Here is a 26,391-nt window from a genome sequence, read left to right as displayed (position 1 = left end):
AGCGGACGCCCATCCTGTCCGTTCCTTCAGACTCGGCCCCTGGAACCCCTCAGATCCGCGCAACGTCGCGGATCTGAGGGGTTCCCGGCGTCGCGTTCGATCACGGCGGAATACCGTTCGGCCCTCCGGTGTTGCGTTCGCCCACCGATTGAGTAAGTTCGTCGCTCGTGACCAACGAGACCCGGTCGTTGAAAGCCCGACTGATCGGCGACCCGCTCCCCTCCGAGAAACTCGAGGGGCAGCTGCTGCCGAAGCACCTGGCGCTCCCCATCTTCGCCAGCGACCCGCTCTCCTCCGTGGCGTACGCGCCCCAGGAACTCCTGATGATCCTGCTGCTCGGCGGCATGGCGTTCCTGACGTTCGCCCCGTGGGTGGCGGCGCTCGTCGTCCTGCTGCTCGTCGTCGTCGTCGCGTCCTACCGGCAGCTCATCAAGGCCTACCCCTCCGGCGGCGGCGACTACGAGGTCGCACACCGGAACCTCGGCGAGCGCGCCGGCCTCGTCGTCGCGAGCGCCCTGCTCGTCGACTACGTGATGACCGTCGCGGTGTCGGTGGCCTCGGGTGTGGACAACATCATCTCCGCGCTGCCGATGCTCAACGAGTTCCGCGTCGAACTCGCGATCCTGTTCGTCGTGCTGCTGGCGGCCGCGAACCTCCGCGGCGTCCGCGAGTCGAGCAAGGCCTTCGCCGTCCCCACCTACCTGTTCGTGGCGAGCGTCTTCGTGATGGTCGTCACCGGGCTGATCCGGGTCGCCGCCGGGAACGCCCCCGTCGCCGAGTCCGCCGCGTACACGGTGCAGAACGTCGAGCACACCACACAGGCCGCGTTCATCCTGCTGCTCCTCCGCGCCTTCGCGTCCGGCTGTTCGGCGCTGACAGGGGTCGAGGCGATCGCGAACGGCGTGCAGGCGTTCCGCCGCCCGAAGATCAAGAACGCCCAGCAGACCCTCGTGCTCATGGGCGGCATCGCGATCGTCCTGTTCATCGGACTCATCACGCTCGCGCTGGTCTCGCGCGTGCACTACGCCGAGAGCGCCTGCGACCTGCAGGGCTTCGCGGACTGTGCGACCACCCCGCAGCGCTCTCTGATCGCACAGATCGCGGCCGCGACGTTCGGCAACAACTCGGTGCTGTTCTTCGTCATCCAGGCGACGACCGCGGCGGTGCTGCTGCTCGCGGCGAACACGGCGTTCAACGGCTTCCCGCTGCTCGGCTCGATCCTGGCCCGGGACTCGTACGCCCCGAAGGCCCTGTCGACCCGCGGTGACCGCCTGATCTACTCGAACGGCGTCATCGTCCTCGCGCTCGTCGCGGCCGCGCTGCTCATCGTCTACCGGGCGAACGTCACGAGCCTGATCCAGCTCTACATCATCGGCGTCTTCGTGTCGTTCACGCTCGGGCAGAGCGGCATGGTGAAGCACTGGGTGACCTTGCTCCGCGCCGACCGTGCCGGCACCGCCGATGAGCCGGTGAACCGCGGGCAGGTGCTCCGGAGCCTGACCATCAACTCGATCGGTGCGACCTTCACCTTCGTGGTGCTCGTCATCGTCACGATCACGAAGTTCACGCACGGCGCCTGGCTGGTCTTCGTGATCATGCCCGTGCTGTTCGTGCTGATGCTCGGCGTGAACCGCTACTACCGGGACGTCTCACACGAGATCGAGGCCGACGTCGAGACCGAGTTCGGCGCCACGGGCGACCACGCGATCGTGCTCGTCAACAAGCTGCAGAAGCCGGTCCTCAAGGCCCTCGACTACGCCATCGCCGCGAAGCACGCCGGACTCGAAGCGGTGCACGTCGCGATCGACGACGCCGAGGCAGCCCGGCTGCGCGAGCAGTGGGCCGAGCACGGCATCGAGGTCCCGCTGGTCATGGTGCCGAGTCCGTACCGCGACATCTCGATGCCGCTGATCAAGTACATCAAGGCGCACCGGCTCGAGCACGGCTCAGAGGTCGTCACCGTCTACACGCCGCTGTTCATCGTCGGCCACTGGTGGGAAGGGATGCTGCACAACCACCGCGGTCGTCGCATCCGCCGCAAGCTGCTGCTCATGCATGGCGTCACCGTCGCGCTGGTCCCGTGGCTGCTGGACTCGTCGGAGCTGCTGTACGGCAAGCGCTCCCGGCCCTTCCCCGGTCAGGACCGACGCGGCGAGCCCGTCCGGCCGCCACTGCGGCGATCCCCGCACGGCGTCTTCCGCTCGGAGGCCGAGGAGGACCGCCTGGTCCGCTCCGCCCAGCGCAACAGCCTGGAGCCGCAGCGGCTCGCGCACCAGCCGTCACCGGCCTCCCGCCGCGCCACCCGCCCGGCCGGCCCCGCCGACGGCGTCGACCCCGCGCTGTGCACCGGCGAGGTCCGGTCCCTGGTCGCCGCCGCGCCGCCGGTCCCCCGTCCGCACGATGACGATGCGTGACGGTGCCCGGTCGTACGATGTGACCCCATGACGACCGCTCCCGAGGCCCTGCGCACCTTCGCGACCTTCGACGGACACGGCGGCAAGGTCTCGAAGCGCGTCGAGGTGCTCGACCACGAGCCTCCCGTGTCGCCGGACGGCCGCTACGACGGACTCGTCGCCGTGCGCGGTGAGCACCCCCTCGGCGCCCTCGACGAGCGTGCCGCAGACGACTCCGCTGAGCTCGCCCGCGGGGTCGCGAGCATCGGCTGGGTCGACCCGGCCACGCTCCGCGACTGGTACCGACCCGACCGGGTCGTGGTGAGCCTCCTGGAAGCCCGACGGTCCGGGCTCGAGCCGGGCGTCTACGCCGACTCACGGGGACGCGGTCGCGTCCGCATCGACGGCCGGGAGGCGCACCTCGCCGCCGACGGTCGGCCCGCGTTCCGCGCACTGGCCGGTCCTGCTGACGCGCCGAAGGCCGACGTGCCGCTGCCGATGGACCAGGTGGTCCGGCTCGTCGTCGTGTCGTCCGGCGTGACCGACACGTCGACCGGAGCGTCCGGGGTGGAGATCGTGACGACGCCCGTCACCCCCGTGCTGTCCCCGGGCGAGTACCCGGTGTACGCCGACGACGTCCCCGGCCTGCCGCCACGTCCGGCGTCCGGACGGGTGCGGGTCACGGCGTCGGTCCTGCTCACCGGGTCGCTGCACCGGGTCGACCGACTCGACGAGCCCGCGAACACGCTCTGGATCGAGCGGGACGGGCGGGTCGTCCCGGTCGCGGCGAGCGACGTCGGCGGCGATCTGGTCCGGTACACGGCGACGCCCGTCTGAGTCGTCCGGTGCCCGTTGTCCGCTCACGGCCTGCGGGGGACGTGGTGCTGCGCCGTTGGTCGGGGGTGCGGCGTACGGTCCGGGGCATGAGTGATGCAGACCAGAACCAGCCGGAGACCCTCGGCGGAGAACGCCCGGACCCCTCGACCACCGCGAGCAAGGACCCCGAGCAGTGGGTCACCGGCGACGAGCCGATGACCGGCCCGCAGCGCAGCTACCTCGACACCCTCGCCCGTGAAGCCGGCGAGGAGCTGTCGGCCGACCTCACCAAGGCCGAGGCGTCGGAGCACATCGAGCGCCTACAGGAGAAGACCGGACGCGGCGCTTCTTCCTGACAACAGTCGTTGCTGTACGGCGGTCCGCAGTTCTGCGGACCGCCGTCGTGCATCCCACGGACGGACGGCTGGCAGTCGCCGCGGGCCGCGGGGGCCGGTCGAGGCCTGGTCGTCGGGGCCGAGTGTGGTGAACCGACCAGCGGAGGTCAGCCTCCGACGCGTCGCCGAGCCGGACCGGCGTCGTCGTCGTCGTCGTCGTCGTCGGCCAGGATCGCCAGGACCTGGCGGGCGATACGACGGCCGGCGCGGTTCGCCCCGATCGTCGACGCCTGTGGGCCGTACCCGGCGAGGAACAGCCGCGGCTCGGCGTCGGACCGACCGTCCTCGACGACGACCCCGCCCGCCTCGGTCCGGAGGTGCAGCGGCGCGAGGTGCCGCAGGTCGGCGCGGAACCCGGTCGCCCAGATCACCGCGTCGGCGTGGACGTGCTCGCCGGAGGCCGTCCGGACGCCGTCCACGTCGAGCCTCGTGAACATCGGCTCAGCTTCGAGCAACCCCCTGGTGATCCCGCGCCGGATCCGCGGTGACACCGGCAGCCCCGTCCCGCTGACGATGCTCGGCAGTGTCCGGCCGGCCCGGGCAGCGCGGTCCTGGTCCTCGACCGCCGCCACGGCCGCGCCGACCGCCAGGGCCGGGTCCTCCGACCAGACGACCGGCCGGCGTGTGAACCACCGCGCCGACCGGGCGACGCCGTCGAGCTCGAGCAGGAACCCGATCGCACTTGTCCCGCCGCCGACGACCACGACGTCCTGCCCGGCGAAGTCCGACGCGTCGCGGTAGCCCGTCGTGTCGAGCTGTCGGCCGCGGAACCGGTCGCGGCCGGGGACCCACGGCACGAACGGGGTGCCCCACGTGCCGGAGGCGTTGACGACCACCTCGGCCCGGACCACCCCCGGAACGCCCTGTTCGTCACGGGTCTCGACCACCAGGGCGGCGCCTCCGTCGTCGTGGCGGACCGCCGTGACGGCGAGCGGCCGGCGCACCCGGAGGTCGTGGTGCTCCTCGAAGCGGCGGTAGTACTCGGCGACGACCTCCCGGGCCGGCCGCGTCTGGTCCGCGTCGTCGAAGCGGAGACCCATCTCGTGCATGCCGGGCAGGTCGTGCACGCGGTGGGCGATGCCGAGCCGCAGGGCGTCCCACCGGAACTGCCACGCGCCTCCCGTCCCCGGAGCGCGGTCCAGGACCACCAGGTCGCGGCCCGCGACCAGTCCCGCACGCTGCAGGTGCCAGGCGACCGAGAGTCCGGCCTGACCAGCACCGATCACGACGACGCGGACTCGTTCTGCTGCGCGGATCATCACCCTCGATTCTGCTGTGCTCGGGACGCGCCGGGCGAAGTCGGCAACGGGGTACATGGTAAAGTGGCCGACAGATTTCAAACCACGAACCGTCTGTTCTTCCCGGGTGCGCACTCGACGCCCGCCGAGACCGGACATGAGCCGACACAGAGGGGGTCACGCATGGGGCGCGGCCGTCAGAAGGCGAAGCACACCAAGGTCGCCCGGGAGCTGAAGTACTTCAGCCCGGACACCAACTACGGTGCTCTCGAACGCGAACTCTCCGTCGCACAGCAGTCGGACGAGCCCGACTACGTCGACCGGTGGGCCGACGAGTTCGGCGACGAAGGTGACCTCGAGAACCAGACGGACACGAACAAGTCCGCCTGACCTCTCGGTCGACGACGCCGCGCGCCTCCGGGCAGCGCGGCGTTCCTCGTTGTCGGCGCGCCGCCGAGGGCGGGGCGGCGCCGGGCGCCGCCGAGGGCGGGGCGGCGCCGAGGTCGCACGAACTGCCGCGCCGGCGGTCCCGAGGCGGCACATCGTGCGACCTCGGCGTCGTGCGGACGGCACGTCGTGCGACCTCGAGTGCGGACGAACCTCGGCCGAATCGCGGCCGGTGCGACCGACGCGGCGCCGGACAGCCGGGCAGTGTCGGACCGCAGGGCGCCGGACAGCCGGGCAGTGTCGGACCGCAGGGCGCCGGCCAGCCGGGCGCCGCTCGGCGACCCGCATGCCTCAGCTGGCGTAGGACCCGACGAGCCGCACGGCCCCGCCGTCGACGCCCTTCGCACCCTGCTCGAACCCGGTCAGGTCGCGCGTGCCGATCGACACCGTACCGACCGCCCACGCGGGCAGCCCGGCAGACCGGAGCGTCGCGGTGATCCCGTCGACCGACGCCGCCGAGACGACCGCGAACATGCCGATGCCCAGGTTCCAGGTGCCCTCGGTGTCCTCGATCGCCGTGCCGGCCAGGTCCGCGAGCACGCGGAACACCGGGAGCGGCTGCCAGGTGGAACGCTCGACCTCGACCCACGAACCGACGGGCAGCACGCGCGCCAGGTTCGCCGCGATGCCGCCACCGGTGACGTGCGACAGCGAGTGCACGTCGCCCGGGTGCCCGTCGATCAGCTCGAGGAGCGGGGTCGTGTAGAGGCGGGTGGGCTCGAGCAGGGCCTCGCCGACCAGGCCGCCGAGCTCCGGCAGCGTGTCGGTGTAGCCGATGCCCCGCTGGCCCAGGATGTGCCGCACGAGCGAGTAGCCGTTGGAGTGCAGCCCCGAGGACTCGATGGCGATGACGACGTCGCCGTCCTGCACCAGGTGCGCGCCGAGCTGCGAGCCGGCTTCGACCGCGCCGACCGCGGCACCGGCGACGTCGTAGTCGTCCGGTCCGAGCAGACCCGGGTGTTCCGCGGTCTCGCCGCCGACGAGGGCGGTGCCGGTGGCCGCGCAGCCGCGGGCGATGCCCGCGACGATGTCGGCGATGCGGTTCGGGACGACCCGGCCGCAGGCGATGTAGTCCGTCATGAACAGCGGCGTCGCGCCGACCACGACGATGTCGTCGACGACCATGCCGACGAGGTCCAGCCCGATCGTGTCGTGCTTGTCGATCGCCTGCGCGATCGCGACCTTCGTGCCGACGCCGTCGGTGGAGGTGGCGAGGAGCGGCCGCTCGTAGTCCTTGAGGAACGAGACGTCGTACAGACCGGCGAAGCCGCCGACCCCGCCCAGGACGGACGCGTTGTGCGTCGCCGACACGGCGGACTTCATGAGCTCGACGGCCAGGTCACCGGCAGCGGTGTCGACGCCGGCCTCGGCGTAGGGGTTGGGCATACGTCGTCCTCCGCGGGGCATGGCAGACTTGTTCGGTACCACCCGATCCTACGGTCTGGAGCACTCCGCGCATGTGCGGCATCGTCGGCCTCGTCAATCAGGGGCCAGCAAACCAATCCATCTACGACGCACTGCTCCTGCTGCAACACCGGGGACAGGACTCCACGGGCATCGCCACGGTCGACGGTCACGTGCACCACATGCACAAGACCCGCGGTCACGTGCGCGAGGGGTTCCGCACCCGTGACATGCGTGCACTCCTCGGGACGATGGGCCTCGGCCACGTCCGGTACGCCACACGCGGAGCCGCCGCGAACGAGGAAGAGGCCCAGCCGTTCTACGTGAACGCGCCGTACGGCATCGTCCTCGTGCACAACGGCAACCTGACGAACACGCGGGAACTCACCCGCGAGCTGTTCGACATCGACCGTCGGCACCTCAACACGACCTCGGACACCGAACTGCTCGTGAACGTGCTGGCGCACGAGCTGCAGGGCCAGGTCCGCGGCACCCACCTGGACCCCGGGCAGGTGTTCGACGCGGTCGAGCGCGTGCACGAGCGGGTCGAGGGGTCGTACGCCACGATCGCGACGATCGCGGGTCACGGCCTGCTGGCGTTCCGCGACCCGTACGGCATCCGGCCGCTCATCCTCGGCCACAGGTTCGACGACGCCGGCAAGAGCGAGTGGGTCGTCGCGTCCGAGTCCCTGGTGCTGGAGTCCGGCGGCTACGACATCGTCCGGGACGTCGCCCCGGGCGAGGCCGTCTTCATCGAGATGGACGGCACGATGCACGCCCGGCAGTGTGCGAAGGACCCGCGCCTGGTCCCGTGCTCGTTCGAGTACGTCTACCTGGCCCGTCCCGACTCGGTGATGAACGGCATCTCCGTCTACGACGCCCGTCTGCGCCTGGGCAACCGCCTGGCGGACACGATCGAGCAGTACGCCCCGACCGGTGACATCGACGTCGTGATGCCGATCCCGGACTCCAGCCGGCCCGCAGCGATGCAGGTCGCGCAGAAGCTCGGCATCGAGTACCGCGAGGGCTTCTACAAGAACCGCTACGTCGGCCGGACGTTCATCATGCCGGGGCAGGCGGAGCGCAAGCGATCGGTCCGTCAGAAGCTCAACGCGATGTCGTCCGAGTTCAAGGGCAAGAACATCCTGATCGTCGACGACTCCATCGTGCGCGGCACGACGAGCCGCGAGATCGTCGAGATGGCGCGGGCCGCCGGTGCGAACGAGGTCACCTTCACGAGCGCCGCGCCGCCTGTCCGGTTCCCGCACGTGTACGGCATCAACATGCCGACCCGCGCCGAGCTCATCGCCCACGACCGGAAGATCCCCGAGATCAACCGCGTCCTGGGCAGCGATCACCTGATCTACCAGGAGATCGGCGACATGCGCGACGCGATCATCGAGGGCTCCGACGTCACGGACCTCGAAATGAGCTGCTTCACCGGCGAGTACGTGACCGGCTCGGTGTCGCCGGAGTACCTCGCCTGGGTCGAGGCGAACCAGCTCAGCTGACGCCGCTGCGGACGTCCGCACGGAACGGACTGGAGGCCCGTCACCACCTGGTGACGGGCCTCCAGTCCGTTCTCGGGTCGCGTCTGCGACCGCAGCCTCAGCGCTCCGGCTGTGCCTGGTCGTCGGGGGCCGGATCGGTCGCGGTCGGGACGTCCGGGGCGTCGTGCTCCTCGAGCTCGCCGTCGACGGTCTCGGGTGCCGGGTCGACCGCCACGCGCTCGGCCGTCAGCCGGGCTGCACGGCGGGACGAGACCTGGTCGAGCACGACGGCGATGACGGCGCCGACGAGCATGCCGATCGAGATGCCGTACAGGCTGAAGTAGCCGACGAGCCCCGCGAAGCCGGTGGTCTCCTGCTGGTTCCCCCGGTCGATGCTCATCGTGAGCGCGACGACGACCACCGTCACCAAGAAGCCGAGGACGGCCCCGCCGAGGATGAAGACGCTGAAGCGGGGGGCGCGCCGGATGGTGACCTGGTCCGGGCTGGTCACCGCGTTGGGCGCCGGCACCGGGCGCTCATCGGGTCGATCGGTGTTGCTCACGTCCCCATTGTCCCCCACCTTGGGAGGAGCCACGCCCGGCAGTTCGTCCGCTGGACGCGAGATGATGGTCCACTACCGAGCAGTATCGAGGACGGAGGTGCGCGATGATCGACGGGACCGCGTCGAGCGACCGCCGTCCGACGACCGTCCCCGCCCGCCTGTCCTGGCCCGTGATGACCCGGCACGAAGAGGACCGGGCCGTCGCCGTCGTCGGGGAACACCGCTGGAGCGTCGCCCTGGTCGGGACCGCCGGGCTCGGCAAGACCACCGTCGCGGCCCGGGTCACCGACCGGGTCGCCGCGCAGGAGCGTGACGCGGACCCGCTCGTCGTGCCGATCACCGCGGTCGCCTCCGGGTCGTCGATGCCCTTCGGCGCGGTGTCCGACCGTTTCGGGGACGTCCTGGGCGACGACCTGACCGAACCCGTCCCCGCCGAGGCACGCCTGCGTGACGCGGCCGAGGCGGAGGGCCGGGACCTGCTCCTGCGGGTCGACGACGCCGACCTGCTCGACACGCTCTCGGCCCGCTACGTCGCCTGGCTCGTCCGTGACCAACACGCGCGGCTCGTCCTGACCTGCCGGGACTTCACCGCACTCGCCGAACCCCTGCGTGCGCTGTGGCAGGACGACCTGCTCGAGCGCATCGACCTGGAACCGCTCGACCTGGCCGAGACCTCGTCCCTCGTCGAGTCCGCCCTCGGGGCCCCGCTCGAACCGGCATCGGTGGAGCAGGTGCACCGCGCGACGCAGGGCAACCCGCTGTACCTGCGCGAGGTCGTCCGGGCCGGACTGTCCTCCGGCGCGCTGGAGCACACCGCCCTCAGCTGGTACTGGCGCGGCCGGGTGACGGCGTCGCTGAGCCTGGCCGACATGTACAGCACCGAGCTCGGGGCACTGCCGGGAGACCTGCGTGACGTCGTGGAGATCGTCGCCCTGGCCGAACCGATCCCGCTGTCCCGGCTGATCGCCCTGGCGGACGGGCGCGACCTTGACCGCACGGTGGGGCTCGGCTTCGTCCGGATCGACTCGACCGACACCGGCAGTCCGGTCGCACGGTCCTCGCACCCGCTGGTCGGTGAGGTCGTCCGCGCCCTGGTGCCCGTGGCCCGACGCACCGCCCTGTTCGCCCGGGCGAACGCGTTCCGCACCGACCGTCCCGAGGGAGCGCCGCCGGCAGCCCGGCTCCGCTCGACCCTCTGGGCGCTGGAGTGTGGCATCGTGCCGCCGGTGGACCAACTGCTCGACGCCGCCCGGGTCGCCGGTGGCCTGCAGGAGCACGAGAGCGCCATCGCCCTGACGACCGCGGCCCTCAGCGCGGGCCCCGACGCCGGCCTCACCCCGACCGACCGGGTGCGGACCCACTGCCTGCGGTCCCTGGCCCACGGGTACAGCAGCGGGCGCGAGGCCGGCCGGCTCGACGCCGAAGCGGCCTGGGGTCTGGTGACCTCCGGGGTGGCGGTCGACGACGTCGCCGTGGTCGAGGCGTGCGAGACCCTCGCGAACCTCCGGCAGTTCCACGACGACGACACCGCCGCGGCCGTGGCGCTGACCGAGGTCGCGATGCAGTTCGTGGACCCGGAGACCGTCGAACAACTGCGCGTCCTGCGCCTGTCGCACCTGGGCTGGGGAGGCGACTTCGCCGAGGTCCGCGAGGAGATCGAGCGCACCGGCGTCCTGCACGCGCCCACGATCCCGCGGTCCTTCCTGCCGATCGCGGCGTGCGCCGTGGCCGCCCTGGGCACCGGCGGGCGACTCGACGACGCCCTGCGGCTGGCGCAGGCGAGTCTCGCCACGGCCGCGGTGCACCTCGAGGACTCGCCGTGGAGCGTCGGCGAGATCGTCTCGGTCATGCACCAGGTGCAGGTCTGGCGCGGCGACATCGCCGAGATGGTGACCCAGGTGCCGGTCAGCCGGTCGGACCCGTTCCTCAAGTACGACTTCACCCTGGAGCTGTTCGGCATCGGCAACCAGGCCCTCGGACAGCGCCGGTGGTCCGACGCGGTCACCGCGTTCACGGCCGCCTGCGAGCGGTACGCGGTCGACGACCCGGGCGGGTTCGCCGCCTATGCCTGGTCGCGCCTGGCGATGTCGCAGGCGTACGCGGGCATGACCGACGCCGCCGCCGAGTCCGTCGAGCGGGCGCGGACCACTCCCCTGCGGGCCATGCGGATCCTCGGCGCCCAGATCGAGATGACGATCGCCTGGTCCGAGGCGCTGCTCGGCAACCCGGCCGGGCTGTACCGCGCCGACGAGCTCATCGCCCGTGGCACAGCCTCGGGCGCCTGGACGCACGTCCTCTACGGCCAGGCCCTGCACTACGTGATGGACATCGCGGCCGGTCGGGACACCACGGCGTCGCTCGACCGCCTGCAGGACGCCGCGGGCCGCGTCGACGGACCCCTCGCGAACGCGATCACCCAGTACGCCGACGCGCTGCGCTCGGGCGACCGCGGGTGGATCGCCAGCGCCCAGGCGGACCTCGCCGCGTGCGGGATGGCGGTGACGGCCGGTCGACGGACGCAGCCGCTGACGAAGCGCGAGTACGAGGTCGCCCAGCTCGCGGCGCAGGGGTTCTCGAACCGACGGATCGCGGAGCACCTCGGACTGTCGGTACGGACGATCGACGCCCACATGTCGCGGGTGTTCTCGAAGTGGGACCTGCGTGCGCGGTCCGAGCTCGCCGAGATGGTCTGAGCCGACGGCTGTCCGCCACGGGACGTGCGCGTGTGCGCGAGACGCCCCCGTGTTCGCGAGACACCCCGGTGTGCGTGAGACGCCTCCTGATCCTGCGGGGTCTCGCGCGGTCGGCGGCGTTTCGCCCGGTCGGCGGCGTACCGGGGCGACAGGCCCCGACGCGGTCGCCGTCACCGTCACCGTCACCGTCCGGAGGATGCCGCCCGCGTCCGGGCGCGACGGATCGACCGCAAGAAGTTGCGGGTTGCAGCACGACTCGCCGTCCTCGTTGACACAGTGCGCCTGGTTTCGCGTAGCGTTGCGTACGTCGCCGGGTTCGGACCCGTTCGGGTCGGGTCCGAATCCCGGCGGCTTCAGCAAGGCTAGAGAAGCAGGTGCACGGTCCACATCGGTAGGACCTACCTAATTCTCGCCGGTACCGGCCAGACGCGGCCCGTGTCTCCGCCTTCCGGCTGATGTGCTCGCGTCCCGCTGCCCGCCAGGCTCGACGGGTGCCGTTCACCATCAGCCACGCGGTCGTCGCGCTGCCGTTCCGCCGCTCCGCCCTGCCCGTCGCGGCGGTCGCGGTCGGCTCGATGGCCCCCGACGCCGTGCTCTTCGTGCCCGCGCTGCCGCCGTACGGCTTCACGCACTCGTGGCTCGGTGTCGTCACGATCGACCTCGTGGTGTCGCTGGTCGTGCTCGCCGCGTGGTGGTACCTCGTCCGGCCCGCGTGGACCCCGGTCCTGCCGTCCCGGTACTGCGCGCAGCTACCCGGCTGGGACCGGCCCGAGCGGGTCCCGCCGTCGCGGGTCCCGCTCGTCGTGGTCGCCTGCGTGCTCGGGAGCGTGACGCACATCGTCTGGGACGCCCTCTCGCACCCGCACGGCTGGGTCGTCCTGCACGTGTCGGCGCTCCGGTCGGAGGTCGGCGGCCACCCGGTGTACTCCCTCGTCCAGGACGCCTCGAGTGCGGGCGGCCTGCTCCTGGTCCTCGTGCTGCTGCGGCAGTGGACGCGCCACGCGCGGACCGCCGGCGACGTGGCGGGGGTGTGGCGGGCCTCCCGGCCGGACCCCGCGGTGGTCGCACCGGACCACACCGGACGGGAGGCCCGCATCACCCCCGTCGTCGCCCTCGCCGCCGTCCTGCTGGTCGCGCTGGTCACCGCGGGGTCGGGCCTCGGCCGCGGCGGTGGCGTCGGGACGGTCGTCGTCCGCGAGGCGTTCGTCCTGCCGCCGACGGTCGCGGTGACGCTGGCCGCCGGGGCGCTCGTGCTGCTGCTGGTCCGGAGGGCGCGGGCGGCGGAACCGTCAGGGCAGGCGGACCGGGAGGAACGCGGCGAGGTCCGCCCGTGACCCGGAGGCACTGACGCGGCGCGCGGTGTCCGGGTCGTCCCAGCGCAGCCGACCGGTGGCGAGCGCGAGCCAGGTCGTCGGGTCGGTCTCGACGACGTTCGGCGGCGTGCCACGGGTGTGTCGGGGGCCGGGCACGGCCTGCACGGCGGCGAACGGCGGGACCCGGACCTCGACGCTGTTGCCGGGCACGTCCTCGGCCAGGCGCTGCAGGGTCCAGCGGACGGCGGTCGCGACCGAGGTGCGGTCCGTCGCACCGGCGGTCACGGCGTCCAGGGCAGCCCGGCCGACGGCGTCTTCGATCGTCCTCGGCGGCATCTCCACAGGCTAGCCGGTGCACTGCGGGCGGCGAGTCGGGCTCGGTAGGGTGATCGGGTGCGAATCCTCGTCCTCGGTTCCGGTGCCCGCGAGCACGCGATCATCACGGCCCTCCTGGCGGAGAACGCCGCGTCCCCGGACGGCGGCCACGTCATCACCGCCGCACCCGGCAACGCCGGCATCACCGCCGACGTCGAGACGGTGTCGCTCGACCCGTCGAACGGCGCCCTCGTCGCGGAGTACGCGTTCGAGAACGACGTCGACCTGGTCGTCGTGGGCCCCGAGGCCCCGCTCATCGCCGGTGTCGCCGACCCGCTGCGCACCCGTGGCATCCCGGTCTTCGGTCCGGGCAAGGCCGCCGCGCAGCTCGAGGGCTCGAAGGCGTTCGCCAAGCGGATCATGGCCGAGGCCGGGGTCCCGACCGGGCGCCCCGTGTACGCCGGCACGGTGGCCGAAGCCGCGGCGGCGCTCGACGACCTCGGAGCCCCGTACGTCGTGAAGGCCGACGGGCTGGCAGCCGGCAAGGGCGTCCTGGTGACCGAGGACCGGCAGGCGGCGCTCGACCACGCGACCTACTGGTTGCAGCACGGTCACGTCGTGGTGGAGGAGTTCCTCGACGGCGAAGAGGTGTCGCTGTTCTTCCTCAGCGACGGGCACGACGTCCGGCCGCTCTCTCCTGCACAGGACTACAAGCGCCTGGGCGACGGCGACCTGGGACCGAACACCGGTGGCATGGGCGCGTACTCGCCGCTGCCGTGGCTCGACGAGCGCTGGGGCTCCGAGCAGGCCTTCGTGGACGAGGTCTCCGAGCTCGTCGCACTGCCGACCGTCCGCCGGCTCGAGCACGAGGGCACGCCGTTCGTCGGGCTGCTCTACTGCGGGCTCATCGTGACCGAGCAGGGTGTCCGCGTCATCGAGTTCAACGCCCGGTTCGGCGACCCGGAGACCCAGGTCGTCCTCCCCCGCCTGGCGACCCCGCTGAGCGGCCTGCTGCTGGCAGCGGCGACCGGGCAGCTCGACAGCACCCCGCGGCCGGAGTTCCGCGACCAGGTAGCGGTCACCGTCGTCCTGGCGAGCGAGGGCTACCCGGAGAACCCGGTCACCGGTCGGGTCATCACCGGGGTCGACGACGCGAACGCCCGCGACGGTGTCGCGGTCCTGCACGCGGCGACCGGAACCCTCGACGGGGACCTCGTCGCCACCGGCGGACGCGTCCTGAGCGTCGTCGCGACCGGGTCAGACTTCGCGCAGGCCCGCGACCGCGCGTACGCGGGGCTGCACGACATCACCCTGCCCGGCGGCCAGTTCCGCACTGACATCGCCACGAAGGTCGTCCGATGAGCACCGCACCCGTCGTCGAGGGCTGGCGTCACGTCTCGTCCGGCAAGGTCCGCGAACTCTACGTCCCGGCCGACACCGCCGACGTCGCCGGAGCCACCGAGCTGCTGCTGCTGGCCTCGGACCGGGTCAGCGCGTACGACTTCGCACTCGAACCGCCGATCCCCGGCAAGGGCGAACTGCTGACGCGGCTGTCCCGCTTCTGGTTCGGCCAGCTGCGCGACGTCCCGAACCACCTGCTCACGCCGAGCGGGACCACGACCCCGGTGCCCGCCGACGTCGAAGCCCGCTCCATGCACGTCATGCCCCTCCGGATGTTCCCGATCGAGTGCGTGGTCCGCGGGTACCTGGTGGGCAGCGGCTGGGCCGAGTACCAGGAGTCCGGCAGCGTCTGCGGTGTCGAACTGCCCGCCGGCCTGTCGAACGGGGACCGCCTGCCCGAACCGATCTACACCCCGGCGTACAAGGCGCCGCAGGGCGAGCACGACGAGAACATCTCCTTCGAGCGCACTGAGGAACTGGTCGGGCCGGCCGACGCCGCCGCCCTCCGGGACCTGTCGCTCGCGGTGTACTCCGACGCGGCGGCGATCGCCCTGCAGCGCGGGGTCGTCATCGCGGACACGAAGTTCGAGTTCGGCCGCGATGCCGACGGCCTCATCCGCATCGCGGACGAGGTCCTGACCAGCGACTCCAGCCGCTACTGGGACGCCGCCGCGTACGAGTCCGGCAACCGCACCGACTCCTTCGACAAGCAGATCGTGCGCGACTGGCTCAGCGCGCACTGGGACCGCACGGGCACGCCGCCGGTGCTGCCGGACGAGGTCGTCCAGCGGACGGCTGCGCGCTACCGGGAGCTGATCGAGCGCCTCGGGGCCTGACGGCCGCGGGGCCTCGGCACCGCGAGACATCGGGGCCGCGGGACCTCGGGGCCGCCTGCCCGGCGTCTGGCGCGGGTCAGGCGTCGCGGGAGACCACGACGACGGTCAGGTCGTCACCCGGGTCGTGCTCGATCGCGCGCCCACGGACGCCGGCCAGGAACGTGCCGAGGTCCGGCGACTTCCGGTAGAGCGCCCCGAGTCGGGACAGCGAGGCCAGGGTCGAGTCCCACAGTTCGAGTGCCCCGTCGCTGACCAGCAAGAGGGAGTCACCGGGTTCCAGGACGAGTTCCCCGACGGCACGGTCGATCCCGACGGGGTGCAGGCCGATCGGCAGGTCGACGGAGCGCAGGACGGTCTCGGTGCCGTCGGCGTGCAGGTGCAGCACGAGGCCGTGCCCGGCGTCGACGAAGTCGAGCCTGCCGGTGGTGGTGTCGAGTCGGCCGTGGAACAGCGTGGCGAACGCCTCGGCCGCGCTGAGGTCGGGCGACACCTGCTCCTCGAGCGCTGCGACCGCGGTCGCGGGGACCTCGTTGGTCCGGGCGAGCAGCGCCCCGCGCATGCCGGCGGCGAGGAGTCCGGCCGCCATGCCCTTGCCCATCACGTCCGCGACCGTCACGTCGACGGTGTCCCCGGCGACGCGCCACTCGTGGAAGTCACCGGACACGATGCCGTGCGGGATGGACGTGCCCCCGATGGTCCACCCGGGCAGGTCGACGGTCCGCGGCTGCAGGCCGGACAGCACGGTACGGAGCCGGTCGTCGTCCAGGCCGGTCGCGAGTTCCCGCTCCGCCCAGACGGCGAGTTCCTGCAGCAGGACGACGTCGTCGGCGGTGAGTGTCCGCGGCTCCGGGTCGATGAGGCAGAGGGTGCCGACCTTGGTGGCGTCGGCACCGACGTGCAGCGGCACCCCGGCGTAGAAGCGGACGTTCGGGTCGTCGTTCACCATCGGCAGGTCCGAGAACCGCAGGTCGTCGCGGGCGTCCGCCACGACGACGGGACCGTCCTGGTGCAGGGTCCGACCGCAGAAGGTGTCCTGGAGCGGCGTCGACCCGGGGAACACGGCGTCCGACTGCTGCGACTTGTGGAAGAGCAGGTCGTCGCCCGCCAGGTTGAGGAAGGACCCGGCGACGCCGAAGGCCTCTCGGGCGATCCGGGTGATGCGTTCGAAGCGCTCCTCGGGCCCGCCCTGCACGACGTCCAGGGCAGCCAGGAGGGCAGCACGACGAGCGGTCTCGGGAGCGAGGGCCTGATCCGCCTGCTGCTCCACGTGCTCGATGCTCATGCCTCCACGGTAACGCGGATACCGGACACCGCCCGCGTGCTGTTCCCAGAACGCATGCCCCCAGTGGACGGGCCACCCGGGCGTCCCGCGTAGCCTGGATCCGTGTTCCGCCGTGTCGCCCCCGCCCTCGCCCTGGTCTGTGGCGCGACCCTGGCCCTCACCGGCTGCGGCGCGGAGAACCCCACCGGGCAGGTGTCCGTCACGGTGTCGAAGAACGCCGCCGACCACCCGTACCAGGTGAAGGTGTTCCTGCCGAACGGCGAGCCCTCGTCGCACCAGCAGGTCTACCCGGGCGACACCGCGGACTTCGCGGGCGTGCCCCTCGGCGAGGTCACCGTCCGGGCGGGCGACCTCTGCCCGCAGCGCGCAGAGGTCCGAGCCGACCGGGTCGCGAAGGTGACGCTGACGACCGTCGGTTGCTGAGCCTCCCGTCCGGACGCCGGCGTCTCCGCCAGACGGCCCCCTCAACTGCTGAGACGCCGCCGAAGTGCTGAGACGCCGCCGGATCTGGCGGCGTCTCGCGCCTTCCGGGGCGTCTCGCCCCGCCGCTCGCGCCCCGACGGTCAGTGCGGGTCGGGGACCGCGTCCCACTCCGCGCCGTAGCGCGACAGCACCGACCACCGGTCCGCCGGCCAGGTGATGACGAAGGCGCGTCCGACCACGTCGTCCATCGGGACGTTGCCGTGGATCCGTGAGTCCGCCGAGTTGTAGCGGTTGTCGCCCATCACCCAGATCCGCCCCTCCGGCACTGTGATCGAGAAGTCCTCGCCCGACACCCGTTTCACGTCCTCCGGCAGCCGCACGTACGGCTCGTCGACGGCGTGCCCGTTCACGGACAGCCGGCCCTGTGCGTCACAGCACTCCACCCGGTCCCCCGGCAGGCCGATCACCCGCTTGATGAGGTCCTCACCCTGTCCCGGGCTGAGCCACGCGTTCGGGTCGCGGAAGACCACGACGTCACCGCGCTCCAGTGGCATCACCCCGGGCACGAGTTCGTTCACCAGCACCCGGTCGCCGACCAGGAGCGTGTTCTCCATCGACTCCGACGGGATGTAGAACGAGCGGACCAGGTACGCCTTCACCAGGAACGACGCGAGCAGGGCCGCCACCACGATGATCACCAGGTCGCGGAGGAACCGCCTGGTCGACCTGCGACGCTCGTCGGCTGCGCCTTCGATCGGTGTGTCACTGCTCAATGTGTCGCCACGACCTTCACGAGTGAGATCGCGAGCGCGACCGCGGCGAGCACGATCCCGCCCCACAGGCCCAGGAACGACGGCTGCTTGCCGCTGAACCGCTGGAGGAACACCCCGACCAGGCCGATGCGCGCGACCAGGATGACGACCGCCGCGATCTGCGCCCACTCCGCCGGTGGCCACCCGAGCCACGCGGCCGCGTAGAGCACGGCCGGGATCAGACCGGAGGTCGCGATCGGGTTCGCGTTCCGCGTGATGACGGCGACGGTCTCGCGACGGGCGTCCTCGTCACCGGTGGCGCCGATGGAATGCGCCACCAGGTGCGCGAGCACGTGCGCCAGGTACGTCAGGACCGCGGTCGCGAGCACCGTCAGGACCGCGGAGCCGTGCTGGATCTGCTCCGGCGAGACGGCGATCGCGACGGCGAGGACGGTGATGTTGCCGTAGATGTACGACGACATGCGGTCGCGGACGTGCTCGACCGGCAGGTCCTGGGGTCGCGGGCGGCGACCTCGGCGTTCAGGGGGCATCGGTCCATCTTGGCCCGTCCCGGCCCGGTCCGGCTGACGAGCAACCGGATGCGATGCCAAGGTGGTCAGGACCGCGCACCGCCGCACGGTCGGGATGGAGGCCCGGATGACGAACCGCAGACCACTCGCCCTGGTGACCGGGGTCGGCCGACGAGCCGGGATCGGAGCCGCGATCGCGACGCGTCTGGCCTCCGACGGGTGGGACCTCGCGATCAGCTGGTGGGGGCCGTACGACGAGCGGGTGCACGGGGGCGCCGACCCGGACGGCGTGGACGCGGTCGTCGCGGAGTGTGTGGCGACGGGAGCTGCCGTGACGCGCCTCCCGGTCGACCTGGCCGACCCGGAGCAGGCGGCCGCACTCGTCGGCCGCGCCGAGGCCGAAGCGGGCGTGCCGGTGACGGCCGTCGTGATGTCGCACTGCGAGTCGGTGGACTCGGACTTCGCGACGACCACCGTCGAGTCGTTCGACAAGCACCTGGCCGTGAACGTCCGCGCGCCGTTCCTCATCGTGCAGGCGTACGCGCGGCGACTCCGCGAGGGGGCCGACGCGCCGCTCGATCGGCGTCGGGTGATCGCGCTGACGAGTGACCACGTCGGGTTCAACCTGCCCTACGGCACGAGCAAGGGCGCGCTCGACCGGTTGATCGTGGGGGCTGCGATCGAGCTCGGGGACGTGCGGGTGAGTGCGAACACCATCAACCCGGGGCCGAACGACACGGGGTGGATGACGGACGAGATCCGGCAGGCCGCGGTCGACCAGACTCCGCTCGGACGGCCGTCGATGCCCACCGACACCGCGGCGCTCGTCGGGTTCCTGTGTGGGCCGGACGGCGGATGGGTGAACGGGCAGCTGCTCAAGACGGACGGTGGGTTCAGCGCGAAGTGACAGGCGCTGTGCCGGGGGCACCGACCCGGAGTCGTTGACGTGTCACCGAACGGGGCGCAGACTGGAGGGATGAACTCGCAGGACCTCCTCGCCGCGGACACCGGGATGGGCGCCGTGACGCTCCGGGTCGCCGACCTCGACGCCATGACGGCCTTCTACCGGGACGGCGTGCGGCTGACGGTGCTCGTGCAGGAGGGGGCGCGGGTCGTGCTCGGGCGGCCCGTACCGGGTGGCGGCAGTGTGCCAGCTGGCGGCGCGCTCGCCGTGCCGGTCGTCGTGCTCGAGCACGAGCCCGCACTCCGGCAGGCGAGTCCCGGGCAGGCCGGACTGTTCCACACGGCCGTGGTGTTCGACGACCGAGCGGACCTCGCCGCCGCCCTGTACTCCGTCGCCACGCGGTACCCGCAGTCATTCACCGGCAGCGCCGACCACCTCGTCAGCAACGCCTTCTACTTCACGGACCCCGAGGGCAACGGCGTCGAGCTGTACTGGGACCGCGACCGCACCGAGTGGTCGTGGACGCACGGCTCGATCGACATGGACACCGTGTACATCGACCCGAACGCGTTCCTGCAGGAGCACCTCACCGCCGAGGCGCTCGAGCACGCCGACACCCGGCCCGGCCGCGTCGGCCACGTGCACCTGTCGGTCGGCGACGTGGCCTCGGCGAAGGCGTTCTACGTCGACACCCTCGGTTTCGCGACCACCGCGGCGATGGGCAGCCAGGCGCTGTTCGTCAGCGCCGGCGGGTACCACCACCACATGGCGATGAACACGTGGAACTCCCGAGGGGCGGGCCGGCGGCAGCAGGCGCTCGGACTCGGGCTCGTCCGGATCGAGGTCCCCGCCGCCGACGACCTGGGCGCACTGACCGCGCGGATGCGGGACGCCGGGGTGCAGACCGCGGACGACGGGCGGACGGTCGCGTTCGAGGACCCGTGGGCCAACCGCATCGAGGTGACCACAGCCGGGCGCGGGTGACGTGGCGGGCGTGCGCCGCGCCTCCCGGCCGTGCAGCCTTGCTGCGGCGAGCTGAGGTGAGCTGCGGTGCGGTGCAGTGCCGCCGTCTGCGGGGTGCTCGCATCAGCGGGTGCGGAAGTAGCGGTGCAACGCTCGCTCCCGGATGAGGGGGACCGCGGCCGCGCCGCCCGCGACCGCACCGACGAGCCCGAGCCCGCAGAGGACCACGCCACCCGCGACGATCGGCAGCCTGTCAGCGACCGGGAGGCCCCGCACCAGTACGACGGACACGGCGAGCGCCAGGGCGGTTCCGACCACACCCCACGCGAGGTGCTGGACCGCGATGCCGAGTGCCTGCGCTGCCGTGCTGACGCCGACGTGCCGGTCGGAGGCGATCGACAGGCGCCGACGGAGGACCGCCGCGCCCCCGACGACCAGTCCGAGTCCGAGTGCGGCTCCCTCGAGTACGCCCGGCGTCGGGAGCTCGCTCGGGGCGAACGCCGTTCCGGACCGCGGGTTGAGCTGGCCGAGGGTCGACCGCTCGCCCTCCTCGGAACCGGTCGCCGGCAGCAGCGTCCGCCGCACGCTCGCGAGGGCTGTCTCGTCCTCCGGCCAGATCGTCGCCCAGCAGGCGTCGAAGGGTGCGTCGTCGACAGCGGTCGGCGCCAGGACCGCGTACGCCAGGTCGGGGTCCCGGCCGTCGTCCGGGTACGAGTAGACGCCCGCGACGGGGACCGGCCCGTCCGGCGTCATGATCTGCTCGCCCGGATGGACGCCCAGCTCGTCGGCCACCTCGGGCGCGACGACGACACCCGGACCGCCGGTCGTCCCGGTGACGCTGAAGAGCGAGGTCGCCCCGCTCGTCACCTCGTAGGTCGGGATCGAGGTCCCCGGGAGCGCTGCGACCACCATGCCGTCGTCGAGCCGGCGGAGCGCCCCGGCCGCCAGGACGTCCGGCTCGTCCGCGAGCGCCGCGCACGCGCGACCGTCGATCCGTCCCGCCGCAGTGAACACCTGCGTCGCCGCCCCGGACACCACCCACTGGGCGGCAGCACGGACGTCCCCGGCGACGGTCTGGGTCCGGAGGCCGACGACACCGCCGATCAACACCGCGAGCACGACCGCGCACGCCACCGCGGAGCCCGCGCCGGTCGCCAGGTCGCGCCAGGCCTCGCGCAGTACCTCGGTCACGCGCATGGGGTGCCGGGTCCTCGCGGGGACGGTGCGAGGACTCACCGGAACGCACCGAGGTCCAGGACCTCGCCGCATGCAGACCGTGTGGCGTCGTCGTGCGTCGCGACGACGACGGTCGTGCCGGCGGCTGCGAGTTCGGCGATCACGCCGTTGACCTCTGCCGCGGTCGTCCGGTCGAGCTGGGCGGTCGGTTCGTCGACGAGCATCAGGGTCGGCGCCGCGGCCACACCCCGGGCGAGCATCAGCCGTTGCGCCTCGCCGCCGGACAGCTCACGGAAACGCGCTGTCGCTCGGGGCGCCAGGCCGAAGCGCTCGAGGATCGTCCGTGCCCGCTGCTCCGCTGCCCGCCGGCGCATCCCGTGAGCGAGCAGCGGCAGGGTCACGTGGTCGAGGGCCGTGCGCCGAGCAACACCGTGGGGGTTCTGGAACACCCAGAGCACGGCCGCGTCGTCGGGTAGCTCCACGCGTCCGGACGTCGGGGTGGTCATCCGCGCGAGGATCGCGAGCAGGGTCGACTTGCCGGAGCCGCTCGGGCCGATGAGCGCCGTCACCGTGCCGTCGTCGAAGGTCCGGTCGACGTCGTGGAACAGCCCGGTCCCGTTCGGCCACCGGTGCCCGACTCCGCGGAGGCTCACCGGCATGACCGACCGGTGTCCGGGACAACGCGGACGCGATCGAGCGGTGTCGGGACGGCCGTCGCGGGGCCGGCGGTCGCGGGTTCGGCGGTCGCGGGTTCGGCCGTCGTGGGGTCGGCGGTCCCGGGGTCGGCGGTCCCGCCCGGGTCGACGCGGATGAACGACTGCCCGAGCTCCGAGCCGACCACCTCGACCCGGACCGGATCGCCGGGCACCGGCTGGACGCACGCATGGTGGTCCCGAACGTCCCAGAGCGCACTCGGGGGCACGACGCGGACCTCGAGCGGCTCGGCGAGCACCCACGACGCCGGCAGCGTCGGCACGCCGTCCGCAGAAGCAACGGTGGCGGCGTACTCCGGCAGGGCACCGATCTGCGTCAGTGCGTCCGGGTCCGTCACCACACCGTTGTCGTCGACGGCCGTGCGCAACTGCCCGACGGCGATCTCGCGTGCGCCAGCCACGGCCTCCGACGGGAGCTGCTCGATCCGGGCACTCCGCAGCTCCGCGGGCAGTTCGACGAGTGTGCCGTCGGCGTCGACCGGCGCCCCGACCACGGCGGTGCACGTCCGGACCGTCGCCTCGGCCGCCGGGATCCAGGCGAACGCCGAGCGCTCGATCGTGTCGTCCGGTACCGCCGCCCGGGGGACGTCGTGGGACAGGAGGAACGACCTCGTCGCCCGGAGCGTCCCCGGTCCGACGATGCCGTCGACCGCGATCGTCGAGCCGAGTCGGGCGAGTTCCTGTTGGAGACCGCGGACGTCCTCTCCCCGGTCGTCGCGCGTGAGGTCCCGGAACAGCGGCGTCCTGCTCGCGAACGCGATGACCGGCACGTCGTCGACCCGGGCGATCTCCGTGCCGCTGCGAAGAACCCCGCCCGTCGAACACGACGAGGACGTGACGATGCCGGTCCGGCTCGTCACCACCGATCGGGGCGCACCGGGGTCGAGCGCGAGTTGCACCTGGTGCTCGTCGGCGTCCGTCCGCTCGGTGACCGCCACGGTCTGGACCGGAGACGCCGTCCGCAGTGCCGCGGGTGGGTCGGTCGGGAGCGCCACGACCGCACCGACCGCGGCGGCGGCCGCGACGAGCAGGCTGCCGAGGCCGATGAGTGAGCCGGACACGGCTGCGCTGCGTCGCCCGCTCATCCCTGCCGCCAGAGGCTGAGCGGGTCGAGCCGACACTGCACGGCAGCAGGGTCGTAGTCGTCGAACGAGAACATGCCGGTGTCGTTCTCCGACCGCCACTTCCGCTCGGTGTAGTCCTTCCCGACGAGCCCGGACTTCTGCAGACACGCGACGGTGATCTTCGCTTCGTCCTGCTTCTCCGGGTTCCGCCGCACCTCGTTGAACAGATAGGTGATGCTCCTGTCGAATTGGTGAGAGCATCGCCGCCTCACGGCTTCGACGACGTCCATCTCAGGAAGATCGGCTCCGTCGATCCTACTGAGGCTCGAAGTTCCGTCATCGGCCACCTGCAGGTCGTAGCCAGCATCACGCATGCAGGCGCGGTCTCGGGCCTGCGCGTCCGCGAGCTCTGCTGCGGAGATCTCACCGTCTCGCAGAATCTGAGTCTCGTAGTCGCTGGCGAGTGCAAGAGATTCTCCGAATTCCTGCGCCCAGGGACCGGCGGCCGGAAGGCGCTGCGGAGTTGACGGTGCCGACGCTGGGTCATGGGCACATCCACTCATGAGGAGCATCGACAACACCATGATCGCAATGCCGCGACCGGGCCTCCTGAGTACCACCTCAGACCCGGACCATCCCGTACTGCGTCACGTGCGCATAGCAAACCGGTTCGTACGACCAGGTGTTTGCTTTGGCGTTGTTACCGTACTTGAGGTCTTTGTTGTTGATGCGATTGAAGTGATGGGCCATTCCGCAACCCGTGTAGTTCTTCCCCCTCGTCTGGGTGTTCTGCCCCCAGCACGCAGCTGCTTCGGCTTCAGTTGCCGTCGCTGTCTCGATTGCGACGCCGATACCGAGAATGGTCCCGGTGATCGCAACTGCGACCATCAACTTCGTGAGCATTTGTTTCTCCCTCCACTCCGCAAGCACCTCGCGGTAGAGTGCAACGTATTAGACTCTTGTCGTCAGGTCAACTGAAATGTGACATTGTCAATGTCAATGGGCTGCTACAAGTCGGTGAGCTCTGCGGCGGTCACGCCACCCGCACGCGGCGCTACTGCGCCGCCCGCTCACCCCTCCTGCAACAGGCCGAGCGGGTCGAGCCGACACTGCGTCGCCTCCGGTGACCACTCCACGAAGGAGTAGTCGTCGTCCTCGCGCTCGGTCCGCCAGCGCTGCTCGGTGTAGTCCCGGCCGACGACTCCTGCGCGTCGCAGACACGCCACCTGGAGCGCAGCCTCACCCCGGTGCTCCGGGTTCCGTCGGATCGCGTCGAACAGCCTCGAGATGTCGTGGTCGAACCTCCGCGAGCAGCCCCGCAGGTACGACATCACCTGTTCGATGCCCTCCCTCTGACCGTGCAACGGATCGATGTCCGCCGCGCCGTCGCGGTGTTCCTCATACCGGTATCCGTGCTCCCGCATGCACACCTTCGTCCGCGCTCGGGCGTCTGCGCGTTCATCGGCTGTGATCACACCGTCGGCGAGCATGCCGATCTGGTACGGGCTCACCGCAGCATCAGCGAACTCCTCCGCCCACGGCCCTGCGGCCGCGAACCTCGAGGGATCCATCCGCCCCGGAGTCGGCTCGCCGCAGTCCAGAGGAGCCTGGGCACAGCCGCTCAGAATCAGGGCGCACATCGCCACCAGGGCGCACGACCGCGGCGTCACGGTTCCCGCCAGAGCCCGAGCGGATCGAGCTGGCACTGCTGCGCACGCTTGTCGTACTCGTCGAACGAGAAGACTCCGGTGTCGCCCTCGGCTCGCCACTTCCGCTCGGTGTAGTCCTTCCCGACCAGGCCGACTCTTCGCAGACACGCAACGGCGATCTCTGCCTCGTCCTGCTTCTCCGGGTTCCGACGAGTCTCCTCGAAGAGCATCGTCACGTGTTCGTCGTACCGCTCCTCGCACGCGCGGAGGACCGGATCCGACCGCTTGAAGAAGTCATCCGGGTACTTGCCGTCACGGGACGAGAGCTCGAAGCCGCCGTCCGGGTCGTACTCGATGTCCAGGCCGGACTCGCGCAGGCACTGCCGAACGTGGTGATGCGCGTCCTCGAGCTCCGCCGCCGTGACCTCGCCGTCACTGAGGATCGCCGCTTCGTACGGCGAGACCCCCTGCCGAAGTGCTTCGCGGAACTCGTCCGCCCACGGCCCACCAGCAGTCAGCGAGGCAACGGCGGAAGCAGTGGTCACGCGCGGATCCTCGGTCCGGGCACAACCCGGGAGGCCGAGCGAGACCACGGCCGCGCACGCGATGGCCGTCGCAACGCGGCCGTGCTCTCGACGACGCATCTACTTCGCCGTCATCCCGTACGAGACGACGTTCGCCCAGCAGGCGTTCTGGGTGGAGTACCTGCCCCGCGTCACCCACGCTCCGTACTTCGACTTGGCATTCTTGATCGCATCCCAATGCCGGGCCGACGAACAGGTGTTGTTCTTGCCCTTCCAGATGCTCACCGAGCCGTAGCACGTCGCCGCCTCTGCCCGGGGTGCGGTCGCGGCGTCGAGCGCCAGGGTGCCGCTGAGGAGCGTGCCGACGACTGCTGCGCCGAGGACCAACTTCGTGATCATCCAAGTTCCTTCCCTCGCCACGAGCTCTCTCGTGGACGGCGCCACGGTAGGACTACCCGACTCCGGAATGCCAGTTGTCGGTATCCGGAATACCGACTTCGTCGGCACGCTCGGCGGTTCCCGGGCAGGATGGTCGGATGAGCGAAGACATCCGGTGGGAGGTGGTCGAGGAGAGCGCGCTGTCGCTCACCGACCACGAGGCGATCGCGGCGATGCTGGCGCAGGCCTTCCCGAGCTGGTCGCACTGGTACGTCGGCGGTCGGAGCTGGGCGGGCATGCAGCCCGAGCGCCGGGTGCTCGGTCGGACCGAGGACGGCGTCGTCCTGGCCCACGTCGGCATCCGCCGGATGTTCGTCACGGTCGGCGGCGAGGACGTTCTGGTCGGGGACACCGGCCTGGTCGGTGTCTCACCACGCCTGCAGGGCTCCGGGGTGGGTCGCGAATTGATGGAACGTGTCCACGACGTGCTCGACGGGCTCCGCGTGCCGTACGGGTTCCTCGGTGCGGGCGAGGACCGGATCCCCTTCTACGACCACATGGGCTGGCACGAGTTCCCCGAGGCGGTGGGCACCTTCAGCGCCTTCACCGCAGACGGTGCCGGGGTCGTCGAGACCGAGCAGGGCGGCTGGATGGTCCGTCCGGTGACCGCCCGCCTCGAGGACTGGCCGGAGGGTCCGATCCTCCTCAACGGCCAGCAGGTCTGAACACA

General features: G+C 71.6%; 28 protein-coding genes. 13 read left to right on the top strand and 15 right to left on the bottom strand.

What is annotated here, in order from left to right:
* The first annotated feature begins 167 nt into the window (after positions 1 to 167).
* From DEJ33_RS12160 to DEJ33_RS12150, 3 genes are all read left to right on the top strand, one after another.
* Positions 168 to 2,414: an APC family permease gene (locus DEJ33_RS12160; RefSeq protein WP_258378162.1), complete on the top strand. Its 2,247-nt coding sequence runs from the start codon at positions 168 to 170 to the stop codon at positions 2,412 to 2,414.
* A 27-nt stretch (positions 2,415 to 2,441) separates the two neighbouring features.
* Positions 2,442 to 3,230 carry a hypothetical protein gene (locus tag DEJ33_RS12155; protein WP_110904070.1) on the top strand — a complete coding sequence of 263 codons (789 nt, stop codon included), beginning with the start codon at positions 2,442 to 2,444 and terminating at the stop codon, positions 3,228 to 3,230.
* Between the two features lie 86 nt (positions 3,231 to 3,316).
* Positions 3,317 to 3,565, top strand: a complete 249-nt coding sequence (locus DEJ33_RS12150; RefSeq protein ID WP_111074916.1) for a DUF3072 domain-containing protein — start codon at positions 3,317 to 3,319, stop codon at positions 3,563 to 3,565.
* Between the two features lie 146 nt (positions 3,566 to 3,711).
* Here the strand turns inward: DEJ33_RS12150 and DEJ33_RS12145 are convergent, their stop codons facing one another.
* Positions 3,712 to 4,863, bottom strand: a complete 1,152-nt coding sequence (locus DEJ33_RS12145) for an NAD(P)-binding domain-containing protein (protein WP_111195117.1) — start codon at positions 4,861 to 4,863, stop codon at positions 3,712 to 3,714.
* A gap of 162 nt (positions 4,864 to 5,025) precedes the next feature.
* Between DEJ33_RS12145 and DEJ33_RS12140 the strand changes: the two genes are divergently transcribed.
* Positions 5,026 to 5,232 (top strand): DUF3073 domain-containing protein, encoded by a 207-nt coding sequence (locus tag DEJ33_RS12140; RefSeq protein WP_110904067.1) that lies wholly within the window; start codon positions 5,026 to 5,028, stop codon positions 5,230 to 5,232.
* Positions 5,233 to 5,580: 348 nt separating this feature from the next.
* On the opposite strand, the gene purM is transcribed toward DEJ33_RS12140, so the two are convergent.
* On the bottom strand, positions 5,581 to 6,675 hold the full coding sequence (gene purM, locus DEJ33_RS12135) for a phosphoribosylformylglycinamidine cyclo-ligase (RefSeq protein ID WP_111079350.1): 1,095 nt from the start codon (positions 6,673 to 6,675) through the stop codon (positions 5,581 to 5,583).
* A gap of 71 nt (positions 6,676 to 6,746) precedes the next feature.
* On the opposite strand from purM, the gene purF reads away from it, so the two are divergent.
* The gene (purF, locus tag DEJ33_RS12130) at positions 6,747 to 8,204 is read left to right on the top strand and encodes an amidophosphoribosyltransferase (protein WP_110904065.1); all 1,458 of its coding nucleotides are present in this window, start codon (positions 6,747 to 6,749) and stop codon (positions 8,202 to 8,204) included.
* 97 nt (positions 8,205 to 8,301) lie between these two features.
* Here purF and DEJ33_RS12125 read toward each other — a convergent pair whose 3' ends face one another.
* Positions 8,302 to 8,745 carry a hypothetical protein gene (locus DEJ33_RS12125; protein WP_146242611.1) on the bottom strand — a complete coding sequence of 148 codons (444 nt, stop codon included), beginning with the start codon at positions 8,743 to 8,745 and terminating at the stop codon, positions 8,302 to 8,304.
* Positions 8,746 to 8,849: 104 nt separating this feature from the next.
* Here DEJ33_RS12125 and DEJ33_RS12120 point away from each other — a divergent pair, with 104 nt between their 5' ends.
* Together DEJ33_RS12120 and DEJ33_RS12115 are read left to right on the top strand one after the other, a co-directional pair.
* Positions 8,850 to 11,438 carry a LuxR C-terminal-related transcriptional regulator gene (locus tag DEJ33_RS12120; protein WP_111195115.1) on the top strand — a complete coding sequence of 863 codons (2,589 nt, stop codon included), beginning with the start codon at positions 8,850 to 8,852 and terminating at the stop codon, positions 11,436 to 11,438.
* A 491-nt stretch (positions 11,439 to 11,929) separates the two neighbouring features.
* Positions 11,930 to 12,772: a DUF4184 family protein gene (locus DEJ33_RS12115; protein WP_181437305.1), complete on the top strand. Its 843-nt coding sequence runs from the start codon at positions 11,930 to 11,932 to the stop codon at positions 12,770 to 12,772.
* On the opposite strand, the gene DEJ33_RS12110 is transcribed toward DEJ33_RS12115, so the two are convergent.
* On the bottom strand, positions 12,728 to 13,087 hold the full coding sequence (locus DEJ33_RS12110) for a sterol carrier family protein (protein ID WP_110904130.1): 360 nt from the start codon (positions 13,085 to 13,087) through the stop codon (positions 12,728 to 12,730). The two genes, DEJ33_RS12115 and DEJ33_RS12110, sit on opposite strands and share 45 nt — an antisense overlap.
* A 57-nt stretch (positions 13,088 to 13,144) precedes the next feature.
* Between DEJ33_RS12110 and purD the strand changes: the two genes are divergently transcribed.
* Both purD and DEJ33_RS12100 read left to right on the top strand, forming a co-directional pair.
* On the top strand, positions 13,145 to 14,428 hold the full coding sequence (purD, locus tag DEJ33_RS12105; protein WP_111195113.1) for a phosphoribosylamine--glycine ligase: 1,284 nt from the start codon (positions 13,145 to 13,147) through the stop codon (positions 14,426 to 14,428).
* Positions 14,425 to 15,303, top strand: a complete 879-nt coding sequence (locus tag DEJ33_RS12100; protein ID WP_111079345.1) for a phosphoribosylaminoimidazolesuccinocarboxamide synthase — start codon at positions 14,425 to 14,427, stop codon at positions 15,301 to 15,303. The genes purD and DEJ33_RS12100 overlap by 4 nt, the downstream gene beginning before the upstream one ends.
* Positions 15,304 to 15,379: 76 nt before the next feature.
* Here DEJ33_RS12100 and DEJ33_RS12095 read toward each other — a convergent pair whose 3' ends face one another.
* Positions 15,380 to 16,585: a PP2C family protein-serine/threonine phosphatase gene (locus DEJ33_RS12095; protein ID WP_111079344.1), complete on the bottom strand. Its 1,206-nt coding sequence runs from the start codon at positions 16,583 to 16,585 to the stop codon at positions 15,380 to 15,382.
* A 102-nt stretch (positions 16,586 to 16,687) separates the two neighbouring features.
* On the opposite strand from DEJ33_RS12095, the gene DEJ33_RS12090 reads away from it, so the two are divergent.
* Complete coding sequence (locus DEJ33_RS12090; RefSeq protein ID WP_111079343.1) at positions 16,688 to 17,008, top strand: hypothetical protein; 321 nt, start codon at positions 16,688 to 16,690, stop codon at positions 17,006 to 17,008.
* A gap of 140 nt (positions 17,009 to 17,148) precedes the next feature.
* Here DEJ33_RS12090 and lepB read toward each other — a convergent pair whose 3' ends face one another.
* Positions 17,149 to 17,781 (bottom strand): signal peptidase I, encoded by a 633-nt coding sequence (lepB, locus tag DEJ33_RS12085; RefSeq protein WP_258374645.1) that lies wholly within the window; start codon positions 17,779 to 17,781, stop codon positions 17,149 to 17,151.
* Complete coding sequence (locus tag DEJ33_RS12080; protein ID WP_111195112.1) at positions 17,778 to 18,311, bottom strand: hypothetical protein; 534 nt, start codon at positions 18,309 to 18,311, stop codon at positions 17,778 to 17,780. Before DEJ33_RS12080 ends, lepB begins: the two co-directional genes overlap by 4 nt.
* Positions 18,312 to 18,417: 106 nt before the next feature.
* On the opposite strand from DEJ33_RS12080, the gene DEJ33_RS12075 reads away from it, so the two are divergent.
* Together DEJ33_RS12075 and DEJ33_RS12070 are read left to right on the top strand one after the other, a co-directional pair.
* Positions 18,418 to 19,197 (top strand): SDR family oxidoreductase, encoded by a 780-nt coding sequence (locus tag DEJ33_RS12075; protein ID WP_111195158.1) that lies wholly within the window; start codon positions 18,418 to 18,420, stop codon positions 19,195 to 19,197.
* 69 nt (positions 19,198 to 19,266) lie between these two features.
* Complete coding sequence (locus DEJ33_RS12070) at positions 19,267 to 20,178, top strand: VOC family protein (protein WP_111079341.1); 912 nt, start codon at positions 19,267 to 19,269, stop codon at positions 20,176 to 20,178.
* Positions 20,179 to 20,280: 102 nt separating this feature from the next.
* On the opposite strand, the gene DEJ33_RS12065 is transcribed toward DEJ33_RS12070, so the two are convergent.
* The 8 genes from DEJ33_RS12065 to DEJ33_RS12030 all read right to left on the bottom strand — a co-directional run bounded on the left by DEJ33_RS12065 (position 20,281) and on the right by DEJ33_RS12030 (position 25,682).
* Positions 20,281 to 21,354, bottom strand: coding sequence for a hypothetical protein (locus tag DEJ33_RS12065; RefSeq protein WP_111195111.1), 1,074 nt, complete (start codon positions 21,352 to 21,354; stop codon positions 20,281 to 20,283).
* Between the two features lie 35 nt (positions 21,355 to 21,389).
* Positions 21,390 to 21,992 carry an ABC transporter ATP-binding protein gene (locus DEJ33_RS12060; protein WP_111079339.1) on the bottom strand — a complete coding sequence of 201 codons (603 nt, stop codon included), beginning with the start codon at positions 21,990 to 21,992 and terminating at the stop codon, positions 21,390 to 21,392.
* The gene (locus tag DEJ33_RS12055; protein ID WP_111195110.1) at positions 21,983 to 23,131 is read right to left on the bottom strand and encodes a peptidoglycan-binding protein; all 1,149 of its coding nucleotides are present in this window, start codon (positions 23,129 to 23,131) and stop codon (positions 21,983 to 21,985) included. The genes DEJ33_RS12060 and DEJ33_RS12055 overlap by 10 nt, the downstream gene beginning before the upstream one ends.
* Positions 23,128 to 23,682 carry a hypothetical protein gene (locus tag DEJ33_RS16935; protein WP_146242610.1) on the bottom strand — a complete coding sequence of 185 codons (555 nt, stop codon included), beginning with the start codon at positions 23,680 to 23,682 and terminating at the stop codon, positions 23,128 to 23,130. The genes DEJ33_RS12055 and DEJ33_RS16935 overlap by 4 nt, the downstream gene beginning before the upstream one ends.
* Positions 23,683 to 23,731: 49 nt before the next feature.
* Entirely contained in the window at positions 23,732 to 24,013 is a 282-nt protein-coding gene (locus DEJ33_RS12045; RefSeq protein WP_146242609.1) for a hypothetical protein, read from the bottom strand.
* 167 nt (positions 24,014 to 24,180) lie between these two features.
* Positions 24,181 to 24,600 (bottom strand): hypothetical protein, encoded by a 420-nt coding sequence (locus tag DEJ33_RS12040; RefSeq protein ID WP_146242608.1) that lies wholly within the window; start codon positions 24,598 to 24,600, stop codon positions 24,181 to 24,183.
* A gap of 176 nt (positions 24,601 to 24,776) precedes the next feature.
* Positions 24,777 to 25,304 (bottom strand): hypothetical protein, encoded by a 528-nt coding sequence (locus DEJ33_RS12035; protein ID WP_146242607.1) that lies wholly within the window; start codon positions 25,302 to 25,304, stop codon positions 24,777 to 24,779.
* Positions 25,305 to 25,403: 99 nt separating this feature from the next.
* Positions 25,404 to 25,682 (bottom strand): hypothetical protein, encoded by a 279-nt coding sequence (locus DEJ33_RS12030; RefSeq protein ID WP_111195106.1) that lies wholly within the window; start codon positions 25,680 to 25,682, stop codon positions 25,404 to 25,406.
* Positions 25,683 to 25,819: 137 nt separating this feature from the next.
* Between DEJ33_RS12030 and DEJ33_RS12025 the strand changes: the two genes are divergently transcribed.
* Positions 25,820 to 26,386 (top strand): GNAT family N-acetyltransferase, encoded by a 567-nt coding sequence (locus DEJ33_RS12025; protein WP_111195105.1) that lies wholly within the window; start codon positions 25,820 to 25,822, stop codon positions 26,384 to 26,386.
* Positions 26,387 to 26,391 lie beyond the last annotated feature (5 nt).

Origin of the sequence: Curtobacterium sp. MCPF17_047 (genome assembly GCF_003234045.1) — a bacterium.
GTDB lineage: Bacteria > Actinomycetota > Actinomycetes > Actinomycetales > Microbacteriaceae > Curtobacterium.
This window is presented reverse-complemented; position numbering and strand designations above follow the sequence as displayed.

Coding starts and splice junctions, on each gene's coding strand:
- DEJ33_RS12155 (WP_110904070.1), top strand. CDS start 2,442: ATGACGACCGCTCCCGAGGCCCTGCGCACCTTCGCGACCTTCGACGGA.
- DEJ33_RS12150 (WP_111074916.1), top strand. CDS start 3,317: ATGAGTGATGCAGACCAGAACCAGCCGGAGACCCTCGGCGGAGAACGC.
- DEJ33_RS12145 (WP_111195117.1), bottom strand. CDS start 4,863: ATGATCCGCGCAGCAGAACGAGTCCGCGTCGTCGTGATCGGTGCTGGT.
- DEJ33_RS12140 (WP_110904067.1), top strand. CDS start 5,026: ATGGGGCGCGGCCGTCAGAAGGCGAAGCACACCAAGGTCGCCCGGGAG.
- purM (WP_111079350.1), bottom strand. CDS start 6,675: ATGCCCAACCCCTACGCCGAGGCCGGCGTCGACACCGCTGCCGGTGAC.
- purF (WP_110904065.1), top strand. CDS start 6,747: ATGTGCGGCATCGTCGGCCTCGTCAATCAGGGGCCAGCAAACCAATCC.
- DEJ33_RS12120 (WP_111195115.1), top strand. CDS start 8,850: ATGATCGACGGGACCGCGTCGAGCGACCGCCGTCCGACGACCGTCCCC.
- DEJ33_RS12110 (WP_110904130.1), bottom strand. CDS start 13,087: ATGCCGCCGAGGACGATCGAAGACGCCGTCGGCCGGGCTGCCCTGGAC.
- DEJ33_RS12100 (WP_111079345.1), top strand. CDS start 14,425: ATGAGCACCGCACCCGTCGTCGAGGGCTGGCGTCACGTCTCGTCCGGC.
- DEJ33_RS12095 (WP_111079344.1), bottom strand. CDS start 16,585: ATGAGCATCGAGCACGTGGAGCAGCAGGCGGATCAGGCCCTCGCTCCC.
- DEJ33_RS12080 (WP_111195112.1), bottom strand. CDS start 18,311: ATGCCCCCTGAACGCCGAGGTCGCCGCCCGCGACCCCAGGACCTGCCG.
- DEJ33_RS12075 (WP_111195158.1), top strand. CDS start 18,418: ATGACGAACCGCAGACCACTCGCCCTGGTGACCGGGGTCGGCCGACGA.
- DEJ33_RS12070 (WP_111079341.1), top strand. CDS start 19,267: ATGAACTCGCAGGACCTCCTCGCCGCGGACACCGGGATGGGCGCCGTG.
- DEJ33_RS12065 (WP_111195111.1), bottom strand. CDS start 21,354: ATGCGCGTGACCGAGGTACTGCGCGAGGCCTGGCGCGACCTGGCGACC.
- DEJ33_RS12060 (WP_111079339.1), bottom strand. CDS start 21,992: ATGCCGGTGAGCCTCCGCGGAGTCGGGCACCGGTGGCCGAACGGGACC.
- DEJ33_RS12055 (WP_111195110.1), bottom strand. CDS start 23,131: ATGAGCGGGCGACGCAGCGCAGCCGTGTCCGGCTCACTCATCGGCCTC.
- DEJ33_RS16935 (WP_146242610.1), bottom strand. CDS start 23,682: ATGCTCCTCATGAGTGGATGTGCCCATGACCCAGCGTCGGCACCGTCA.
- DEJ33_RS12045 (WP_146242609.1), bottom strand. CDS start 24,013: ATGCTCACGAAGTTGATGGTCGCAGTTGCGATCACCGGGACCATTCTC.
- DEJ33_RS12040 (WP_146242608.1), bottom strand. CDS start 24,600: ATGCTCGCCGACGGTGTGATCACAGCCGATGAACGCGCAGACGCCCGA.
- DEJ33_RS12030 (WP_111195106.1), bottom strand. CDS start 25,682: ATGATCACGAAGTTGGTCCTCGGCGCAGCAGTCGTCGGCACGCTCCTC.
- DEJ33_RS12025 (WP_111195105.1), top strand. CDS start 25,820: ATGAGCGAAGACATCCGGTGGGAGGTGGTCGAGGAGAGCGCGCTGTCG.